Source organism: Ruegeria sp. AG7 (genome assembly GCF_056541545.1).
In genome coordinates, this window is sequence record NZ_JBQFYP010000004.1 from 215,680 (window position 1) to 233,905 (window position 18,226).

17 protein-coding genes are annotated in these 18,226 nt (G+C 58.1%); 10 read left to right on the plus strand and 7 right to left on the minus strand.

What is annotated here, in order from left to right; genetic code table 11:
* The first annotated feature begins 11 nt into the window (after positions 1 to 11).
* Both ACR0BF_RS07660 and ACR0BF_RS07665 read left to right on the plus strand, forming a co-directional pair.
* A complete protein-coding gene (locus ACR0BF_RS07660; RefSeq protein WP_480624608.1) occupies positions 12 to 1,175 on the plus strand; it encodes a M20 aminoacylase family protein in 1,164 nt (387 codons plus the stop codon).
* 24 nt (positions 1,176 to 1,199) lie between these two features.
* Complete coding sequence (locus ACR0BF_RS07665; protein WP_480624609.1) at positions 1,200 to 2,363, plus strand: M20 aminoacylase family protein; 1,164 nt, start codon at positions 1,200 to 1,202, stop codon at positions 2,361 to 2,363.
* Positions 2,364 to 2,405: 42 nt separating this feature from the next.
* Here ACR0BF_RS07665 and ACR0BF_RS07670 read toward each other — a convergent pair whose 3' ends face one another.
* Together ACR0BF_RS07670 and moaA are read right to left on the minus strand one after the other, a co-directional pair.
* Entirely contained in the window at positions 2,406 to 3,728 is a 1,323-nt protein-coding gene (locus ACR0BF_RS07670; RefSeq protein WP_480624610.1) for a 3-deoxy-D-manno-octulosonic acid transferase, read from the minus strand.
* Positions 3,729 to 3,731: 3 nt separating this feature from the next.
* Positions 3,732 to 4,739 carry a GTP 3',8-cyclase MoaA gene (moaA, locus tag ACR0BF_RS07675; RefSeq protein WP_480476047.1) on the minus strand — a complete coding sequence of 336 codons (1,008 nt, stop codon included), beginning with the start codon at positions 4,737 to 4,739 and terminating at the stop codon, positions 3,732 to 3,734.
* 90 nt (positions 4,740 to 4,829) lie between these two features.
* Between moaA and ACR0BF_RS07680 the strand changes: the two genes are divergently transcribed.
* Positions 4,830 to 5,261 carry a hypothetical protein gene (locus tag ACR0BF_RS07680; RefSeq protein ID WP_480516362.1) on the plus strand — a complete coding sequence of 144 codons (432 nt, stop codon included), beginning with the start codon at positions 4,830 to 4,832 and terminating at the stop codon, positions 5,259 to 5,261.
* Here the strand turns inward: ACR0BF_RS07680 and ACR0BF_RS07685 are convergent.
* The 4 genes from ACR0BF_RS07685 to glmU are packed head-to-tail and all read right to left on the minus strand — an operon-like array spanning position 5,249 to position 9,666.
* Complete coding sequence (locus tag ACR0BF_RS07685) at positions 5,249 to 5,935, minus strand: DNA alkylation repair protein (protein WP_480624611.1); 687 nt, start codon at positions 5,933 to 5,935, stop codon at positions 5,249 to 5,251. The two genes, ACR0BF_RS07680 and ACR0BF_RS07685, sit on opposite strands and share 13 nt — an antisense overlap.
* 5 nt (positions 5,936 to 5,940) lie before the next feature.
* Positions 5,941 to 6,483: a pyridoxamine 5'-phosphate oxidase family protein gene (locus tag ACR0BF_RS07690; RefSeq protein WP_480622283.1), complete on the minus strand. Its 543-nt coding sequence runs from the start codon at positions 6,481 to 6,483 to the stop codon at positions 5,941 to 5,943.
* A 3-nt stretch (positions 6,484 to 6,486) separates the two neighbouring features.
* A complete protein-coding gene (gene glmS, locus ACR0BF_RS07695) occupies positions 6,487 to 8,310 on the minus strand; it encodes a glutamine--fructose-6-phosphate transaminase (isomerizing) (RefSeq protein ID WP_480624612.1) in 1,824 nt (607 codons plus the stop codon).
* Positions 8,311 to 8,313: 3 nt separating this feature from the next.
* Complete coding sequence (gene glmU / locus ACR0BF_RS07700; RefSeq protein WP_480624613.1) at positions 8,314 to 9,666, minus strand: bifunctional UDP-N-acetylglucosamine diphosphorylase/glucosamine-1-phosphate N-acetyltransferase GlmU; 1,353 nt, start codon at positions 9,664 to 9,666, stop codon at positions 8,314 to 8,316.
* A 134-nt stretch (positions 9,667 to 9,800) separates the two neighbouring features.
* On the opposite strand from glmU, the gene ACR0BF_RS07705 reads away from it, so the two are divergent.
* From ACR0BF_RS07705 to ACR0BF_RS07715, 3 genes are all read left to right on the plus strand, one after another.
* A complete protein-coding gene (locus ACR0BF_RS07705; RefSeq protein ID WP_480624614.1) occupies positions 9,801 to 10,472 on the plus strand; it encodes an HAD-IA family hydrolase in 672 nt (223 codons plus the stop codon).
* Positions 10,473 to 10,511: 39 nt separating this feature from the next.
* On the plus strand, positions 10,512 to 11,702 hold the full coding sequence (locus ACR0BF_RS07710; RefSeq protein WP_480624615.1) for a DegT/DnrJ/EryC1/StrS family aminotransferase: 1,191 nt from the start codon (positions 10,512 to 10,514) through the stop codon (positions 11,700 to 11,702).
* A gap of 164 nt (positions 11,703 to 11,866) precedes the next feature.
* The gene (locus tag ACR0BF_RS07715) at positions 11,867 to 13,030 is read left to right on the plus strand and encodes an isovaleryl-CoA dehydrogenase (RefSeq protein ID WP_480624616.1); all 1,164 of its coding nucleotides are present in this window, start codon (positions 11,867 to 11,869) and stop codon (positions 13,028 to 13,030) included.
* A 51-nt stretch (positions 13,031 to 13,081) separates the two neighbouring features.
* On the opposite strand, the gene ACR0BF_RS07720 is transcribed toward ACR0BF_RS07715, so the two are convergent.
* Positions 13,082 to 13,687, minus strand: a complete 606-nt coding sequence (locus tag ACR0BF_RS07720; RefSeq protein WP_209504463.1) for an OmpW/AlkL family protein — start codon at positions 13,685 to 13,687, stop codon at positions 13,082 to 13,084.
* A 136-nt stretch (positions 13,688 to 13,823) separates the two neighbouring features.
* Here ACR0BF_RS07720 and ACR0BF_RS07725 point away from each other — a divergent pair, with 136 nt between their 5' ends.
* The 4 genes from ACR0BF_RS07725 to ACR0BF_RS07740 are packed head-to-tail and all read left to right on the plus strand — an operon-like array spanning position 13,824 to position 18,226.
* Complete coding sequence (locus ACR0BF_RS07725; RefSeq protein ID WP_480604388.1) at positions 13,824 to 15,365, plus strand: AMP-binding protein; 1,542 nt, start codon at positions 13,824 to 13,826, stop codon at positions 15,363 to 15,365.
* The gene (locus ACR0BF_RS07730; RefSeq protein WP_050602781.1) at positions 15,362 to 16,183 is read left to right on the plus strand and encodes a DUF6602 domain-containing protein; all 822 of its coding nucleotides are present in this window, start codon (positions 15,362 to 15,364) and stop codon (positions 16,181 to 16,183) included. The genes ACR0BF_RS07725 and ACR0BF_RS07730 overlap by 4 nt, the downstream gene beginning before the upstream one ends.
* A gap of 8 nt (positions 16,184 to 16,191) precedes the next feature.
* Complete coding sequence (locus ACR0BF_RS07735; protein ID WP_480624617.1) at positions 16,192 to 17,799, plus strand: carboxyl transferase domain-containing protein; 1,608 nt, start codon at positions 16,192 to 16,194, stop codon at positions 17,797 to 17,799.
* A gap of 1 nt (position 17,800) precedes the next feature.
* Complete coding sequence (locus ACR0BF_RS07740) at positions 17,801 to 18,226, plus strand: ASCH domain-containing protein (protein ID WP_480493839.1); 426 nt, start codon at positions 17,801 to 17,803, stop codon at positions 18,224 to 18,226.

Here is an 18,226-nt window from a genome sequence, read left to right on the forward strand (position 1 = left end):
GGGAGAATGACATGCCGATCAAGAACCGTCTCGCAGAGATGCATGATGAGATCACCGGTTGGCGGCGTGACATTCACCAACACCCGGAAATTCTGTACGACACTCACCGCACCAGTGCGCTGGTTGCGGAAAAGCTGAACGAGTTTGGTTGCGACGAGGTCGTGACTGGCATCGGTCGCACCGGAGTCGTTGGTGTCATTCGCGGCAAAAGCGACACACGGGGCCGTGTGATTGGCCTGCGCGCCGATATGGACGCCCTGCCGATGCAGGAACAGACCGGGTTGGACTATGCCTCGGAAATACCGAATGCGATGCATGCCTGTGGTCATGACGGCCATACGGCGATGGTTTTGGGGGCCGCCAAGTATCTGGCGGAAACCCGCAATTTTGATGGCACGGCAATCGTGATCTTTCAGCCTGCCGAAGAGGGTGGAAATGGTGCCGAGGCCATGTGCAAGGACGGTCTGATGGATCGGTTCGGCATTCAGGAAGTCTATGCGATGCACAATGTGCCGGGTATTCCTGCCGGGCAGTTTGCCATTCGTTCGGGGCCGTTGCTGGCGGCAGCGGATGAGTTTGACATCCATCTTGAAGGGCGCGGCGGCCACGCGGCAAAACCTCATCAGACGATTGATACAACGGTGATGCTGTCGCAGCTGATCGTGGCGTTGCAGACGATTGTGTCGCGCAATGCGAATCCGATTTTGCAGGCCGTGCTGTCTGTGACCTCGGTCGAGACGTCCTCGAAAGCGTTCAACGTGATCCCGCAATCAGCACGGATCCGCGGCACTGTTCGGACCCATTCCAACGAGTTGCGCGACCTGATCGAACAACGGCTGAAGGAAGTCTCGGAAGGGATCTCTGCAACATTTGGCGGGTCTGTGAACGTCACCTATAAACGCGGTGTTCCGGTGACGATCAATGCCAAAGCTCAGACGGGATATGCAGCAGAGGCCGCGGTGTCGGTTGGGGGCAGTTGCATTGAAGCGCCGATGGTGATGGGGGGCGAGGATTTCTCGTTCATGCTGGAAGAGAGGCCCGGGGCATTCATCGTTTTGGGCAACGGTGACAGTGCCGGGCTGCACCACCCCGAATACAATTTCAATGACGAGATCATCCCCATTGGGTGCTCGTGGTTTGCGGAAATGGTCGAGCGCCGGATGCCAGCGGCTTGACCTGAATCAGGAGAGAGAAAAGACATGCCAGTCAAGAACCGCTTTGCCGAATTGCAGAATGAAATCACGGAGTGGCGAAGGGATCTGCACGAAAATCCCGAGATCCTGTTCGAAACCCACCGCACCAGTGCGAAGGTGGCCGATAAGTTGAAGGAGTTCGGCTGCGATGAGGTTGTGACCGGTATCGGACGTACCGGTGTTGTGGGGGTGATCAAAGGCAAGTCGGACAGCAAGGGAAAGGTGATCGGCCTGCGCGCAGATATGGATGCTTTGCCGATACATGAGGCAACGGGGTTGGACTATGCCTCGAAAACGCCGGGTGCGATGCATGCTTGTGGCCATGACGGGCACACCGCGATGTTGCTGGGGGCGGCAAAGTACCTGTCGGAAACCCGCAACTTTGACGGCACTGTTGTCGTGATCTTCCAACCTGCTGAGGAAGGTGGCGGCGGGGGCCGCGAAATGTGCGAAGACGGAATGATGGACCGCTGGAACATTCAGGAAGTCTACGGCATGCATAACTGGCCGGGGCAGCCTGTTGGCAAGTTCGCAATCCGGCCGGGTTCGTTCTTTGCGGCAACTGATCAGTTCGATGTCACCTTTGAGGGTCGCGGCGGACATGCCGCCAAGCCGCATGAGACTGTGGATTCTACAGTTCTGGCAGCGCAGGCAGTCCTTACGTTGCAAACGATTTCTTCGCGCAATGCCGACCCAATAGATCAGGTCGTGGTGTCTGTGACATCGTTTGAGACGTCATCCAAGGCATTCAATGTGATCCCTCAGACCGTGCAGATCAAAGGCACCGTGCGCACAATGAGCAAGGGCATGCGGGATCTGGCTGAAAAGCGGATCAACGAGATTTGCAACGGTGTAGCGGCCACGTTTGGCGGCACCGCTGACGTGACTTACATTCGCGGGTACCCGGTAATGGTGAACAGCGACGAGCAAACAGAGTTTGCGGCGGATGTGGCCCGGTCGGTGTCCGGTGATTGCGACGAGGCACCGTTGGTCATGGGGGGCGAAGATTTTGCCTTCATGCTGGAAGAGCGCCCAGGCGCCTATATTCTTGTGGGCAACGGTGACACCGCAATGGTTCATCACCCGGAATACAATTTCAACGACGAAGCCATTCCGGCCGGATGCAGCTGGTGGGCAGAGATTGTTGAACAGCGGATGCCAGCCGCCTGATGGTGAGGGTGGGGGCTCTGCCCCCACACCCCCGGGATATTTCTAGCCAGATGAAGCGGGATCCTTTGCTTGCAGATCAAGCACCGTGCAGAGGGTTTCGACGACGGCATCCAAGGCGGTCGACTGCGTATTGACGCAGGATTGTGCAGCCCTTCGGGCGGCTTGAAGGGTATTCTGGTCCGACAGCCAATGTGAAACGGCCTCAGAGAGGTCAGCGGATGTCTGGACCTCGACAGCGCCCTTGGCGTCGATCAGCGGGGCAAACGTTTCTGCAAAGTTGAAATACCCTGGGCCGGTGACCACGGCGGCTCCAGCCTGTGCCGGTTCAAACGGGTTGTGTCCGCCAATCTCTTTCAGTGAGCCCCCAAGGAACACGATCGGGCAAAGCGCGTACCAGGTTCCGGTTTCGCCCAGTGTGTCGGCAACATACACGTGCGTCGTATCTGTGATCGGTGCATTTTTTGACCGGAAGGATGCCTTGAGCCCGGCGTTGTTCAGAAGTTCTGCAACCTCGTCGCGCCGTTCGGGGTGGCGTGGGATCAGTAGCAGCAGAAGGTCGGGCCAATGTTGCAATAACGCCTTGTGGGCTGTCAGAACGCTGTCCTCTTCTCCGGCGTGGGTGGAACTGGCGATCCAGACAGGTCTGGCGGCTATTTGCGCACGAATGTCGTCCAGCGTGCTCTGGTCCACGGGCAGAGGATCGGACATGGCCTTGAGGTTGGTGCCGGGCTGCACCCGTTGGGCTGGGGCGCCCATGGCAATCAGGTTGGCTGCTGTTTTGTTGTTTTGCGTTAAGAGCAGGCGAAATTTATTCAGGACAAACCTTGCTGTTTTAGGGCGCTTCTTCCATCCGGCGACAGATTTGTCCGACAATCGAGCATTCAGCAGAGCCAGCGGAATGTCGCGCCCCGCGCTTTCGACAATCAGCCGCGGCCAGATCTCGCTTTCGACGAAGATCCCGGCATCGGGTTGCCAATGGTCCAGAAAGCGTTGAACCGGGCCGGCTGTGTCAAGCGGTGGGTACTGGTGTCGGGTGCGGGGCGGCAGTCGCTTTTCGATCAGGGCCGCTGAGGTTGGCGTTCCTGAGGTGATCAGAAACTCGGTTTTGGGAAGGCGGTCGGCCAGCCGATTGATCAGAGTGAGGACCGACAGGCTTTCGCCGACACTGGCGGCGTGGAACCAGATCAACTGCCCTGCGGGGCGGGGCATACTGGCATGGCCAAGACGCTCCTGTTGGCGATTGGCTGGTACACCGGCAGCCTCAAGTTTCTTTCGGACGGTTCTCCAGACCAGAGGTGCGGCCAGAGAGATCAAGGCGCAGTACAGGGAGTACAGTGCTGTGGGGCGGTCTTGGTGATCCGGCATATATCAGCCGCCTGTATGGCTCATATGGCGGCTCATCCGACCATCAACGGACTGGCGAGAATAGTCGAAGTCATGACCTTTTGGCTTCAGGTTAATCGCCGCACGGATGGCATCTTCAAGCGGCTGTTCGGTATCGGGGTGATCCCGCAATGCGCCCCGCAGATCCGCCATGTCCTCCTGCCCCAGACACATATAAAGCTCGCCGGTGCAGGTCAGGCGCACGCGGTTGCAGCTTTCGCAGAAATTGTGGGACAGGGGCGTGATGAAGCCGATCTTCTGACCTGTTTCTTCCAGCCTGATATAGCGGGCCGGTCCGCCTGTGCGTTCGGCCAGATCAGTGATCGTGTAATGGTTTTCGTACTCTTTGCGCACATCCTTGAGAGACCAGTATTGATCCAGTCGATCCTCGTTACCGATATCGCCCATCGGCATGACCTCGATCCAGGTCAGGTCCATGTCGCGCTCGGCGCACCATTCGGTGATCTTCGGCAGTTCGGGTTCGTTGAATCCCTTGAGCGCAACAGCGTTGATCTTGATCCGCAGCCCGGCCTTTTGCGCCGCGTCGATGCCATTCAGTACCTGTTTGAGGCGGCCCCAGCGCGTGACTTTTGCAAATTTGTCGTCATCCAGCGTATCCAGGGAAACATTCACACGGCGCACACCGGCGGCATAAAGATCTTCGGCAAAGCGATGCAACTGCGAACCGTTTGTCGTGAGCGTCAGCTCTTTCAACGCACCGCTTTCCAAGTGGCGGGTCATGGCGTTGAAGAAGGTCATGATATTGCGACGAACCAATGGCTCACCGCCGGTAATGCGCAGTTTCTCGACGCCCATTCTCACAAAGGTCGAGCACATGCGATCCAGCTCTTCCAGCGTAAGAAGGTCTTTCTTGGGCAGAAAAGTCATGTTTTCGGACATGCAGTAGACACAGCGGAAATCACAGCGGTCCGTAACGGAGACGCGGAGATACGTGATAGCGCGGGCAAACGGGTCGATGAGCGGAGCAGACATGCGACATAGGTAAAGCTGTAACCTGCCTGCGACAAGTGCGAACTGCGCTTTGCACTGGATCACACCCGCATGGGGTTGTAGTTTCCGGGAATGAAAAAGGCATTTGTTTTTCTATGCGTTGTTTTGACCGGGTGCGATACTGTCCGGGCATCGACGGAACGTGTGTTCGGGTCGGGGGATGAGGCGGCTGCGGCCGTATCGGACGTTGAAACTGCGCCAGTTGTCGCTGAGGAGGTTCTTCGGCCCGAGCCGGTTGCGGCACGCCCCAGTTGGGTCGGAGCCAAAACAACCATTGCCGGGCTTGGTGATCCGACCACACCAGGGCGCTGGATGCAGACGCCGCTGGTCGATAGCGAGGTAACGGCGCGAGTTGTTGTGCCCAGAACCGGCGCGCAGGCCTATATCACCCTAGTTCCTGCCGCAGGCCCGGAAAGTAGCGGCAGCCGCTTGTCGCTGGATGCCATGCGGGCCCTTCTGGTGCCATTAGACGAACTGGTCGAAGTCGCGGTCTATGCCGACTGACTTTTCAGGTATTTGGCTGCTTCGCGTCGGGCGAACGGTTTCATGGCATCACCATGTCTGTCCAGAAACGCGATCACACGTTCGGGGTCGTGTTTGGACAGTTCCCGGAGCCACCAGGCGATTGATTTCTGAATAAGCCAGTCGCGGTCAGGGACATATCCGGCGGCCCAGCCGAGGATACAGTCGCGACGTTGCAGGTCTTCGGGCTTGGGGTGGTTCTGTTTGGTCCAGGGCAGTGTTGCGACAAGGGCCGCGCGCCGGGTCCACATGTGATCGGACTGAGTCCACTGTTCGACGACAATCAGTCTCTCGGGGTCGGCCATCAGTCGTTTTTGCATCGCCATGCAGGCATGATCGGCGACGGCCCAGGCGTCAAAATCCGGTAGCCAGCTTTGAAGCAGGTCCCAAACCTGATCGTCGGGCCGGATGCGGGCCTGGGTCAGAAGCTTGGCCGCGGCAAGGCGCGCTTCGTGGATATCGGTTTGCCACAGCGCCTTGGCCAGCGCGACGCGTTTTTTCACATCCAGCTCTTGCCGCCATGCTTTGGTCAGATCGTTGAGAACCGGGTTGGCGACGCCCAGATAGACGCGATCCGCCTTGTGATAACTGGCCATCTGACCCGCACGTTCGGGGTCGGCATGGGCTTTGATCTGATCAAGAAAAGTGGTCAGCATCGGGGTCAGACCGGAACGCCTGTTGGCTCGCCGTCTATCGTCTGGCTGTTCTTTTCTGCCCAATAAAACCGGATGTCGCCGTCCGTTTTGCCATCGACCCATTTCTGCATCGTGTCGCGGTCGGACTGGAATGCCATGAACGGCACTGCATACCCGCAGGAGGTCTGAACCATTTCGATCGACTGGTCGTAGATCTGCCGGGCGCTGCGGTGGTTGGGGAAAAGATTGGCCAGTTCATCCCAGCCCTCATCTCCGACGTGCAGAGTGCGGGCAGTGCCATATGTGCGCAGGATCAGCGGGCGTTTGGTGAAGGAGCACCACATCAGTGTCATCCTGTTGACCTGCATCAGATGCCCCGCCGTCTCGTTGCCGCTGCCAGTCAAGTTCATCCAGACGATGCGGTTTGGTCCCAGCACTCGCAGCGAGTCCATACCTTTGGGCGAGATATTGACCTTTCCCTCGGTCCCGGCAGTGCCGACGAAGAACATATGCTGATCTTCGATGAACTTTTGATGCGCGTCATCAAGCTGGGAAAACTGTTTGGACATGGGTCACTCTACCGTCACTGATTTTGCCAGATTGCGCGGCTGGTCTACATCCGTCCCTTTGGCTACAGCCGTGTGGTATGCCAGCAACTGTGCGGGAACCGAATAAAGGATCGGCGCAAGACTGGTGTGAATATGAGGCATCCGGATTGTGCTCCAGACGCCGTCTCCGGCCTCGTCAATTCCATCATCATCAGACACAAGGATCACTTTGCCCTTGCGCGCCATCACTTCCTGCATGTTCGACACGGTCTTGTCGAACACGGTGTCGCGGGGTGCCATGACGACAACAGGCATATGCTTGTCGATCAGGGCGATGGGTCCGTGTTTCAACTCGCCCGATGCATACCCTTCGGCGTGGATATAGCTGATTTCCTTGAGCTTCAGCGCCCCTTCCATTGCCAGAGGATACATCATGCCACGGCCCAGGAACAGAACGTCGCGCGCCTCGGACAGGCGTTGGGCTGCTTTGCGGATCGCCCGGTTCTGATCCAATGCCGTGTTCAGCACGGTCGGCAATCCGCGCAGCGCAGCGGTGTGATCGGCGATTTCCTCATCGGTCAGAGTGCCGCGGTCGGCCGCTGCCTTGAGCGCCAGCATCAGCAAAACGCTTAGTTGACAGGTGAAGGCTTTGGTCGAAGCCACACCGATTTCAACGCCAGCATGGATCGGCAGGGCGATATCGCTTTCCCGAGCAATCGAGCTTTCGGGGACATTGACGACGGAAACGATCTTGTCCGCCTTGCCCTCGCAATAGCGCAGCGCGGCCAGGGTGTCGGCGGTTTCGCCTGACTGACTGACAAACAGCGCCAGTGTGCGACCCGTGATCGGAGGTTCGCGATAGCGGAACTCGCTGGCGATATCGACTTCCACCGGCATCTTTGCCAGTTGCTCGAACCAGTATTTCGCAGTCAGGCAGGCGTAAAACGCGGTGCCGCAGGCGACCATGGTCAGACGGTCCAACTTGCTGAAATCCAGCTCGGCGTCGGGTAACACCACGCGATCACCGCCCGTGGGCAGGTAGGATCGGATGGCCTCAGCCACAACGATAGGCTGTTCAGCGATTTCCTTGGCCATGAAATGCTTATGCTCGCCCTTGTCGGCGCGCGCATGATCCAGCTTGATCTTGCGCTTTTCCCGGTTGGCCAGTTCACCGGCTTCGTTGCGGATTTCCAGCGATGTTCGGGTCAGAACCGCGCGGTCGCCTTCCTCGAGATAGGTGATCTGATTGGTCAGCGGCGCAAGGGCAATGGCGTCCGAACCCACATACATCTCACCATCCCCGTGGCCGATGGCCAGAGGTGATCCTTTGCGGGCGGCTACAATCAGGTCGTCCTCACCATCGAACAGGAATGCAAGGGCGAAGGCGCCTTCCAACTTGTCGATGGTCTTGAAAGCGGCCTCGACCGGGGACAAGCCAGTGTTGAGGTGATGTTCCGTCATCAGCGCGACGGTTTCCGTGTCGGTTTCAGTCTTGAAGGCGACGCCGTGTTTGGCCAGTTCCGCCCTCAGGTCGCGGTAGTTTTCGACAATCCCGTTGTGAACCACGGCCACTGGGCCCGCCTTGTGGGGATGCGCGTTGTTGACGGAAGGCGCGCCATGCGTGGCCCAGCGGGTGTGACCAATGCCGGATTTTCCCGGCAGCGGATCATGCACCAACAGATCGCTGAGGTTGACCAGCTTGCCGACCGCACGCCGACGACCCAGGACACCGTCATTGACGGTTGCAATCCCGGCACTGTCATAGCCGCGATATTCCAGCCGTTTTAGGGCTTCTACCAGAATAGGGGCTGCTTCATGCTGCCCCAAGACACCTACAATTCCACACATATCTCAGGCCTCGTTATCGCGGCGAGCCTTCTTCGCCTTCAACATATCAAACAGTTTTCGCGCGTAGCCGGGTTTGTTTTCCTGCTTGGCGCGCGCCACGGCCAACGCCTCGGGCGCTACGTCTTTGGTCACCACTGTGCCTGTCGCTGTCATTGCGCCATCGCCCACCGTGACCGGGGCCACGAGCATGGTGTTGGAGCCGATAAAGACATTCGCACCTATGTTGGTCTTGTGCTTCATCACACCATCATAGTTGCAGGTGATTGTTCCCGCGCCGATATTCGTCGCAGCACCCACTGATGCGTCCCCGATATAGCTGAGGTGGTTGACCTTCGCGCCTTCGGCGATTTCTGCATTCTTGATTTCGACGAAATTGCCAACCCGCGTGTTTTCGGCCAATTCTGCGCCCGGACGCAGCCGCGCGTAGGGGCCGACGATGGCACCGCGACTGACATGGCACCCTTCCAGATGGGAAAAGGCCCGGATGGTCGCACCGCTTTCGACAGTCACTCCGGGGCCGAAAACCACGTTGGGTTCGATTACTGTGTCACGCCCAATCACAGTGTCTGCGGACAGGTATACCGTATCCGGTGCCATCAATGTGACACCCATATCCAGCAGTTCTGCCCGCGCGCGCGCCTGAAATACGGCGTCGGCGGCGGCCAGATCAGCGCGTGAGTTCACGCCCAGCGTCTGCGCCTCGTCACAGGCGACGGCGGTTACGTTCAGACCGCGGTTGCGGGCGATCTCAACTACGTCTGTCAGATAGTATTCGCCTGAGGCATTGTTGTTTTCAACGGCGTCAATCAGCGAAAAAAGCAACCGGGCATCACAGGCCAAAAGGCCCGAGTTGCAAAATGTTATGGCGCGCTCATCATCTGATGCGTCTTTGAATTCGACAATGCGTTCCAACGTGTCGCCATTCATGACCAACCGGCCATAGCGGGCCGGATCAGCCGCATCGAACCCAAGGATGACCAGGTCATTTCGGGATCGAGCCTCGACCATCCGTTCCAGCGTGTCGGGTTGTAAAAACGGGGTGTCGCCGTAAAGAACCACGATATCACCGTCGAACCCGTCCAGTGCTGTCCTAGCCTGACCGACCGCATGGGCCGTACCCAACTGTTCTTCCTGAACGGCTATCCGGGCATCTTCGTCTTCGTCCTGAGCAACCTTTGCTACAGCCTCGAACCCGTGGCCGGTAACGATCACCGTACGTTCGGGCGACAGGACAGACCCGGCGCGCATCGCGTGAACAAGCATCGGAGCCTGAGCGATGGGATGCAGGACTTTGGGAAGATCCGAATTCATCCTGGTGCCTTTTCCGGCGGCAAGGATGACAAGGGCAATGGTCATGAAATCGTTTTCTCTTTGTGTTTTGTTGCCGACCGTTTTATCCGCTGAGGGCAAAGGCGCAAGCTGTTCGGCCATCAAACAAGATTGCCGATTGAAACAGGACACGGCGAAAACCTGCCGAAACAGGAGGCAACATGCGGACCGTCATCTTCGATCTGGACGGCACATTGGCGGATACATCAAGCGATTTGCTGGCGGCAGCGAACCATTGTTTTCGCGAAATGGGGTATGGTGATGTCCTGGTTCATGGGCAGGATGCAGGCATCGCGCTGCGTGGCGGTCGCATGATGTTAACCCAAGGGCTGAAACGCGTCGGAGCTTACGATGAGGACACCGTTCAGGCCTATTACCCGGTTCTGCTTGAGGCTTATGCGCAGGATATCAACACCCACACAAGTTTCTATCCGGGAGCGTTGCAGGCCGTCGAGATGCTGAGTAACGCGGGCTACGGTGTCGGCATTTGCACCAACAAGCCGGAACATCTGGCCGAATTGTTACTAACACGCATGGGAGTGCGGGATCGTTTTGCCTCGTTGGTCGGGGCGGATACGCTGCCAGTGCGCAAGCCGGACCCGGCCCCTCTGCGCGAGGCTGCGCGACGGGCCGGGGGGGATCCGGCCTGGTGCGTGCTGATCGGAGACTCGGATACCGACCGCAATACCGCCCGAGCGGCAGGGGTCCCATCGGTTTTGGTGACTTTCGGACCGTCAGGAGAGGACATGGCAGCGCTGGAGCCCGAAGCCCTGCTGCATCACTTTGACGACTTGCCCGATCTTGTGCCTGATCTGATCGGTGCGGCAGCCTGAAACCTTGACCGGACCCTGTCGGAGGTCCAGAAAAAGACCATGACGGAAACATTCACTGGTAATTTCACACAGCAGGAACCCCTTCCAGACGACGCAATTGAGGCAGCACTGGCTGTTCTGCGTCACGGGCGGCTGCATCGCTATAACGTGGTCCCCGGTGAGTTGGGGGAAACGGCCCTGCTAGAGCAGGAATTTGCGGCACAGATGGGGTCCAAGTATTGTCTGGCGGTTTCCTCTGGCGGTTATGCGCTTGCCACCGCGTTGCGGGCCGTCGGTGTGCAGCCGGGCGACCCGGTTCTGACCAACGCGTTCACTCTGGCCCCGGTGCCGGGATCAATTGCCTCGGTCGGGGCGCGTGCGATCTTTGTCGGCGTCTCCGAAAACCTGACCATCGATCTGGAGGATCTTGAGGGCAAACTGGATCAGGCCCGTGTCCTGATGCTCAGCCATATGCGCGGGCATCTGTGCGACATGGATCGTCTGATGCAGATGTGTGACGCGGCAGGCGTTATCGTGATCGAGGATTGCGCACACACGATGGGCGCGGCTTGGCGCGGTCAGTTGTCGGGGCGGCAGGGGGCGATCGGGTGTTATTCATGCCAGACCTATAAGCACGTAAACTCGGGCGAGGGCGGTTTGCTGGTTACTGATGACGCGGAACTGGCGGCCAAGGCTACAATGCTGTCGGGCTCATACATGCTGTATGAACGCCATCTGGCGGCGCCGGGACCTGAAGTGTTCGAGCGGATAAAGTACACCACACCCAATGTGTCCGGTCGCATGGACAATTTGCGTGCCGCCATCCTACGCCCTCAGTTGCGGGATCTGGACCGGCAGGTGAAACGGTGGAACGAGCGCTATCGCGAGATCGAGACCGGGCTGCGCGGCACTCCGGGCCTGACGATAGTCGAGCGACCCGAAGAGGAAACCTATGTCGGGTCTTCGATCCAGTTCCTGCTGTTGGATTGGTCGCCTGAGCGGATAGCCGACGTTATCAGCCGCTGCGCCGCGCGTGGGGTCGAGATCAAATGGTTTGGCGGGGCTGAGCCAACAGGGTTCACGTCGCGCTATGACAGCTGGAAATATTTCAAAAGCGAACGGATGCCGGAAAGTGATCGTGTTCTGGCGGGCATCATGGATATGCGTGTTCCGCTGACCTTTTCACTGGAAGATTGCCGAATGATCGCGCGCATCATACGGGCCGAAGTGGGCGCGGTTTTTCAATCCTAGCCAAACAGAGTGCGCTTTCAGCGCTCGCTCGACCCTTGAGAGCGCCGCCCGGTCCGGGCGGCGCTTTGTATTTTGGTCCGGGCTTTCACAAAGATTGACCGAAGACAGATTCGCTGTTAGAGATTTATTGAACACTTGTTCATTAATGCGGAGGGAGGACACAGATGTTCATGGCCACGATGAAGTTTGATCTGGGTGAGGATGTGAACGCCCTGCGCGAGATGGTACATCGGTGGGCGCAGGAGCGCGTCAAGCCGATGGCGGCTGAGATTGATGCCAAGAACAGCTTTCCGAATGAAATGTGGAAAGAAATGGGAGAGCTTGGTCTTTTGGGTGTCACCGTGCCAGAAGAATACGGCGGTGCGGGCATGTCCTATTTGGCGCATACAATTGCTGTCGAAGAGGTCGCGCGCGCCTCGGCCTCGGTTTCGTTGTCTTATGGGGCGCATTCCAACCTGTGTGTGAACCAGATCAAGCTGAACGGTTCGGAAGAGCAGAAACAGAAATACCTGCCGCGCCTGGTCTCGGGCGAACACGTAGGCGCGCTGGCAATGTCGGAACCTTCCGCAGGTTCGGACGTGGTGTCGATGAAGCTGCGGGCGGAAAAACGCAACGACCATTACCGCCTGAACGGCAACAAGTACTGGATCACAAACGGGCCGGACGCGGATACACTGGTGGTTTATGCGAAGACGGACCCCGATGCCGGATCAAAAGGCATTACGGCATTTCTGATTGAAAAAGAGATGAAGGGTTTTTCGACCTCGCCCCATTTCGACAAGTTGGGGATGCGCGGGTCGAACACAGCTGAACTGATCTTTGAAGATGTTGAAGTGCCGTTCGAGAATGTGTTGGGAGAAGAGGGCAAGGGCGTAGCCGTGCTCATGTCAGGTCTGGACTATGAGCGCGTGGTTCTGGCCGGGATCGGCACCGGCATCATGGCCGCCTGTCTGGATGAGGTGATGCCGTATCTGGCCGAGCGCAAGCAATTCGGCAAACCGATTGGCAGTTTCCAACTGATGCAGGGCAAGATTGCCGACATGTATACCGCGATGAACTCGGCACGGGCCTATGTCTATGAGGTGGCCAAGGCCTGTGATCGTGGGGACGTCACTCGGCAGGACGCAGCGGCGTGCTGTCTTTACGCATCCGAACAGGCGATGGTTCAGGCGCATCAGGCGGTTCAGGCGCTGGGCGGGGCAGGGTTTCTGTCGGATGCACCGGTCAGTCGGATTTTCCGGGACGCCAAGCTGATGGAGATCGGCGCAGGCACCAGCGAGATTCGACGGATGCTGATCGGCCGGGAAATGATGAACGAAATGCGCTGAACGAAAACGCCCCCGCAGACGAGGTTGCAGCGGGGCGTTTCGATCAAAGGATCAGAAGCGATGAACGTAGGAAATACCGACCAGCCAAGGGTCGATGTTTGCAGTGCCAATATCGGCTCCGTTCAGCGTGACGTCCGAGTCGATGTCGAACCAGCGCACATTCAGACGGACCGCACCTTTGTCGGTGATCATATAGTCGAGACCGGCTTGCAGCGATACGCCGAAGGAATCATCGACCTTGAGGTTGCCAAGGGCAGATTGCTCGTCAAAGAAGATGGTATAGTTCAGACCGGCACCGACATAGGGCTTCCAGGCGCTATTGGTCGGGAAGTGATAGTTCAGCGACAAGGTGGGCGGCAGATGTTTGACGCTGCCAGCGTCCACGCTTCCACCCAAGGTGACGTTATGTTTGAACGGGGTCGCGGCCAGCAGCTCGATCCCCAGATTGTCTTGGATGAAATACTCGGCGGTGAAGATCGGGCGCGTATCCGAGTCGATATCGGCGCTAAGGCCGGCCAGTGTTCCGTTGTTGGATTTCGGGTCCAGGTACCCCACACCGATACCGAGCGTCCAATCCCCCTGAGATTGGGCAAACGCAGGGGCGGCCAGAGCCACCAACGCGGTGGAAAGAGTCAAAGCGGCGAGTTTCTTGGTCATTGTCTTGCCTTTGGTTTCGTTGATGACCTTGGTGTTGCAGCGACTGAAATTGCCCACTCTGATCTGCATCAAGTAAACGTGAAAGAACTGGCTGCAGATGAATCGATAAGTGCAGGAAATATAGGGAATAATCACCGTGCTAAGCGCTGAGCGCATACCGGGTTTGCGCCCGGATGGAGGCTGGGATCTGCCGGACAGTCTGAACATGGCGCAGCAGTGCCTGCGGCATGAGGGGGATCGGGTCGCGCTGATCGATTTAACCGGACCGGACCCGCAGCGCATCAGCTATGCGCAGCTGTCGCAAATGACGGACGGATTAGCCCGAGCATTATTGCGCCATGTGCAGCCCGGTGATCGCGTTGGAGTATTGCTAAGCCAATCTCCCTGGTGCGCGGCGGCCCATCTGGCGATCTGGAAGATCAGGGCTGTGTCGGTCCCTTTGTTCAAACTGTTCAAGCAGGACGCGTTGCGGTCGCGGGTCAGTGGCGCAGGTGTCCGGATTGTGCTGACCGACGCCGAAGGGGCTGATCTGTTGGGTGATCTGGCTGCGCCTTTGATCGCGTCGGAAATTGGCGAGGAAGGCCTTGCTGTACCATTCGCCGCGACCAGCCCAGATGATCCGGCTGTGTTGATCTATACTTCGGGCACCACCGGCAGCCCGAAGGGCGCGCTGCATGGACACCGGGTTCTGACGGGGCATCTGCCGGGAGTTTCGATCAGCCATAATCACTTGCGCGAAGGTGACTGTCTTTGGACCCCGGCGGATTGGGCGTGGATCGGCGGGCTGTTCGACGTGCTGATGCCGGGTCTTGCGCTGGGCATTCCCGTCGTTGCCGCGCGGCTTGAGAAATTCACCCCCGAGGCCTGCGCTGACATCATCGCGCGTGGCGGGGTGCGGAACGTCTTTTTCCCACCAACGGCGCTGCGAATGCTCAAGGCAGCGGATCAGGTGATCCCTGGCCTGCGCTCGGTTGCATCGGGTGGTGAGCCGCTGGGGGCCGAGATGTTGGCCTGGGGGCGGCAGGCGTTTGGTCTGACTATCAACGAGTTCTACGGTCAGACCGAGTGCAACATGGTCGTATCATCTTGCGCCGAAGATTTCCCTGTGCGTCCCGGATGTATCGGCCAACCGGTGCCAGGGCATGAGGTTGCGGTGATTGATGAGGACGGCAACCCGACCGGGGACGAGGGCGACGTGGCCATCCGGCGCGGCTCGGCCTCGATGCTGCTGGAGTACTGGAATCGCCCCGAAGCAACTGCCGACAAGTTTCGCGGTGATTGGCTGATCACCGGTGATCGCGGCGTGTGGGAGGGGGATTATCTGCGCTTCGTTGGTCGCGATGATGACGTGATCACCTCGGCCGGATATCGCATCGGCCCTGCCGAGATCGAGGATTGCCTGCTGACACACCCGTCGGTGGCGACGGTTGGTGTGGTCGGCAAGCCCGACCCGATGCGGACCGAGATCGTGAAGGCTTATGTGGTGCTGAAACCGGGGGCTGAGGCAGAGGAGCGGGAGTTGCAGAATTGGGTCAAAGACCGTCTGGCGCAGTATTCCTACCCGCGTGAGGTCGCGTTTCTGGAGGAGCTGCCGATGACCGTGACGGGGAAGGTGATCCGGAAGGAATTGAAGGCGCGCGCGGCGGGGGAAGTCCGCCTGAATGGTAACGAATTATGAAAGACAACGGTTCAAGAGATACTGGATACCTGTTGGGTTTGGATACGGCGGAGAAAGCTATTCAAAACCAAATAAAGAATATTCGTGACCTGCTTCCGCATTCCGGTGAAATAGGATCAGAAGTTGAGCGGGTATTTCATGAGGCACTTGCGGATGCACTTCCCGAACGAGTTGGAGTGTGTTCAGGTTTCGTTCAAGACTCAAAAGGAGCTATATCTAAGCAACTCGATATAATTCTGTTCGACAAATTCGCGACGCTACCGATATTTTCGAAAGGAATTTCTATCTTACCGTCGGAATGTGTTTACGCAGCCGGCGAAATAAAAACTAAATTGAACAAGACAGAGATTTTTGATGCGTTCGTTAAATGCGCGTCCTTTAAAAACTTAGATAGATCAGCACAATTACGTCCTGCGTATTTTGCTCAACCTGTTAAATTTGAAGGGGTTGATATCAGCGCTCTTTGGCACCCTTTCTTTTTTGTTTTGGCTGCAGAAACAGGCACTACTGAGAACTTCCGAAATACGACACGAGATGCACTTGATGCGCAGCAAGCGGCTGGGGCGTTGATCGACGCCATATTTTCGTTGGATGGAAATACGCGAATTGCAGCAAAGACTGCTGATCACCCGGACAAATTAGTTGAAGACAAACTACCCGAGAAAGTAGGCCTAATTCTCCGTTCGGGATATAGTTGGTGTTCTTACTTCTCGCAGCGCCCATGGGCCATGTTCGTGGCTATGATCAATGCACATTTGGCATCTTCTCCGTCAACACGAGTCAACATGACAGAATACTTAGGGAATGCGAGGTTTTAAGAACGAAAATGAAACTCACATCCAAAGCCATGCCCGCCTCCGAGGGCTACAAAGCAAACCGCACAGCCCACCTCGATGCGCTGGCGCAAATCTCTGCTGCTGCCGAAGCGGCCCGTATGGGGGGCGGCGAGAAATCCCGCGCGCGGCATGAATCTCGGGGCAAGATGTTGCCGCGCAGGCGGGTGGCGAACCTGCTTGATCCGGGGTCTCCGTTTCTGGAAATCGGGGCGACGGCGGCGCATGGGATGTATGGTGATGCAGCACCCTGTGCCGGGGTCATCGCGGGCATTGGCCGGGTGCAGGGGCGCGAAGTTATGGTGGTGTGCAATGACGCCACCGTGAAGGGCGGCACCTATTATCCGATGACCGTCAAGAAGCACCTGCGCGCGCAGGAGATTGCCGAGGAAAACCATCTGCCCTGCATCTATCTGGTCGACAGTGGCGGCGCGAACCTGCCCAATCAGGATGAAGTGTTCCCAGACCGCGACCACTTTGGGCGTATCTTCTACAATCAGGCGCGGATGAGCGCGAAGGGTATCCCTCAGATTGCCGTGGTTATGGGGTCGTGCACGGCGGGTGGGGCCTATGTTCCAGCAATGTCCGATGTGACGATCATCGTGAAGGAACAGGGCACGATCTTTCTGGCAGGGCCACCTTTGGTCAAGGCTGCAACGGGTGAGGTTGTCAGCTCCGAGGATCTGGGCGGTGGCGATGTGCACACGCGCCTGTCGGGTGTGGCAGATTATCTGGCCGAAGATGATGCGCATGCGTTGGCATTGGCCCGCCGCGCGGTTGGGTCATTGGGCGGTGCCGCGCTGAAGCCCGGCCTACAGTTCGAAGCACCTGAGGAGCCTGCTTATGATCCGGATGAAATTCTGGGTGTCGTTCCCGCCGACTTGCGCACGCCCTATGACATCCGTGAAGTGATCGCACGGCTGGTCGATGGCTCTTGGTTTGATGAGTTCAAACCCCGCTTTGGCGAGACACTGGTCACCGGCTTTGCCCATGTCAAAGGGTGCCCAGTCGGGATCATTGCCAACAATGGCGTGCTGTTCTCGGAGGCCGCGCAAAAGGGCGCGCATTTTGTTGAGCTGTGTTCGCAGCGCAAAACGCCCCTGGTCTTCCTGCAGAACATCACCGGCTTTATGGTAGGCCGCAAATACGAGAACGAAGGGATCGCCCGCCACGGCGCCAAGATGGTGACGGCAGTTGCAACGACGAGCGTTCCCAAGATCACGATGCTGGTGGGCGGCTCGTTTGGGGCCGGGAACTATGGCATGGCCGGTCGGGCCTATCAGCCGCGGTTCCTGTGGACATGGCCGAACTCTCGGATTTCGGTGATGGGGGGCGAGCAGGCCGCAGGCGTATTGGCGACAGTCAGGCGCGATGGGATCGAACGACAGGGCGGTACCTGGTCGGCCGAGGAAGAGGCCGAATTCAAACGTCCGACGCTGGACATGTTCGAAGAGCAATCGCACCCGCTATATGCCTCGGCCCGTCTCTGGGACGATGGCATCATCGACCCGCGCAAAAGCCGCGATGTGCTCGCCTTGTCGCTGAGTGCGGCGCTGAATGCCCCGATTGAGGAGACACGTTTCGGCGTGTTCAGGATGTAAGATGAACGTTTCATTGAATGACGTCATGGCCCGCTATCCTGGTGCCCAGACTTTCAAGTTTGGTGACAATGCCCGGCTGAGTGCTGAGCTGCTGGCTCTGGTACGATCAGGGCGGAAAACGGCAACCTGCGGTGCGTTGCGCGACTATCCCGAAGGTAGCCCTGACACTCCTGTTGTCGGGCGGAGAGACATTGCGCTGGATTGGGATGATCGTCCGGCCTTGGTGATCGAAACGGTCGACGTCTCGACCTGCCGATACTGCGACGTAACCGAGGATTTCGCGTTGGCAGAGGGCGAAAATGAAACGCTCGAGGGATGGAGAGAGGGGCATCGCCAGTATTTCGAACGCAATGGCGGGTTTGATCCCGAGATGGAGCTGCTGTGCGAACGATTTCGCCTTGTCGAAGATCTGGCGGTTGAGGGGTAA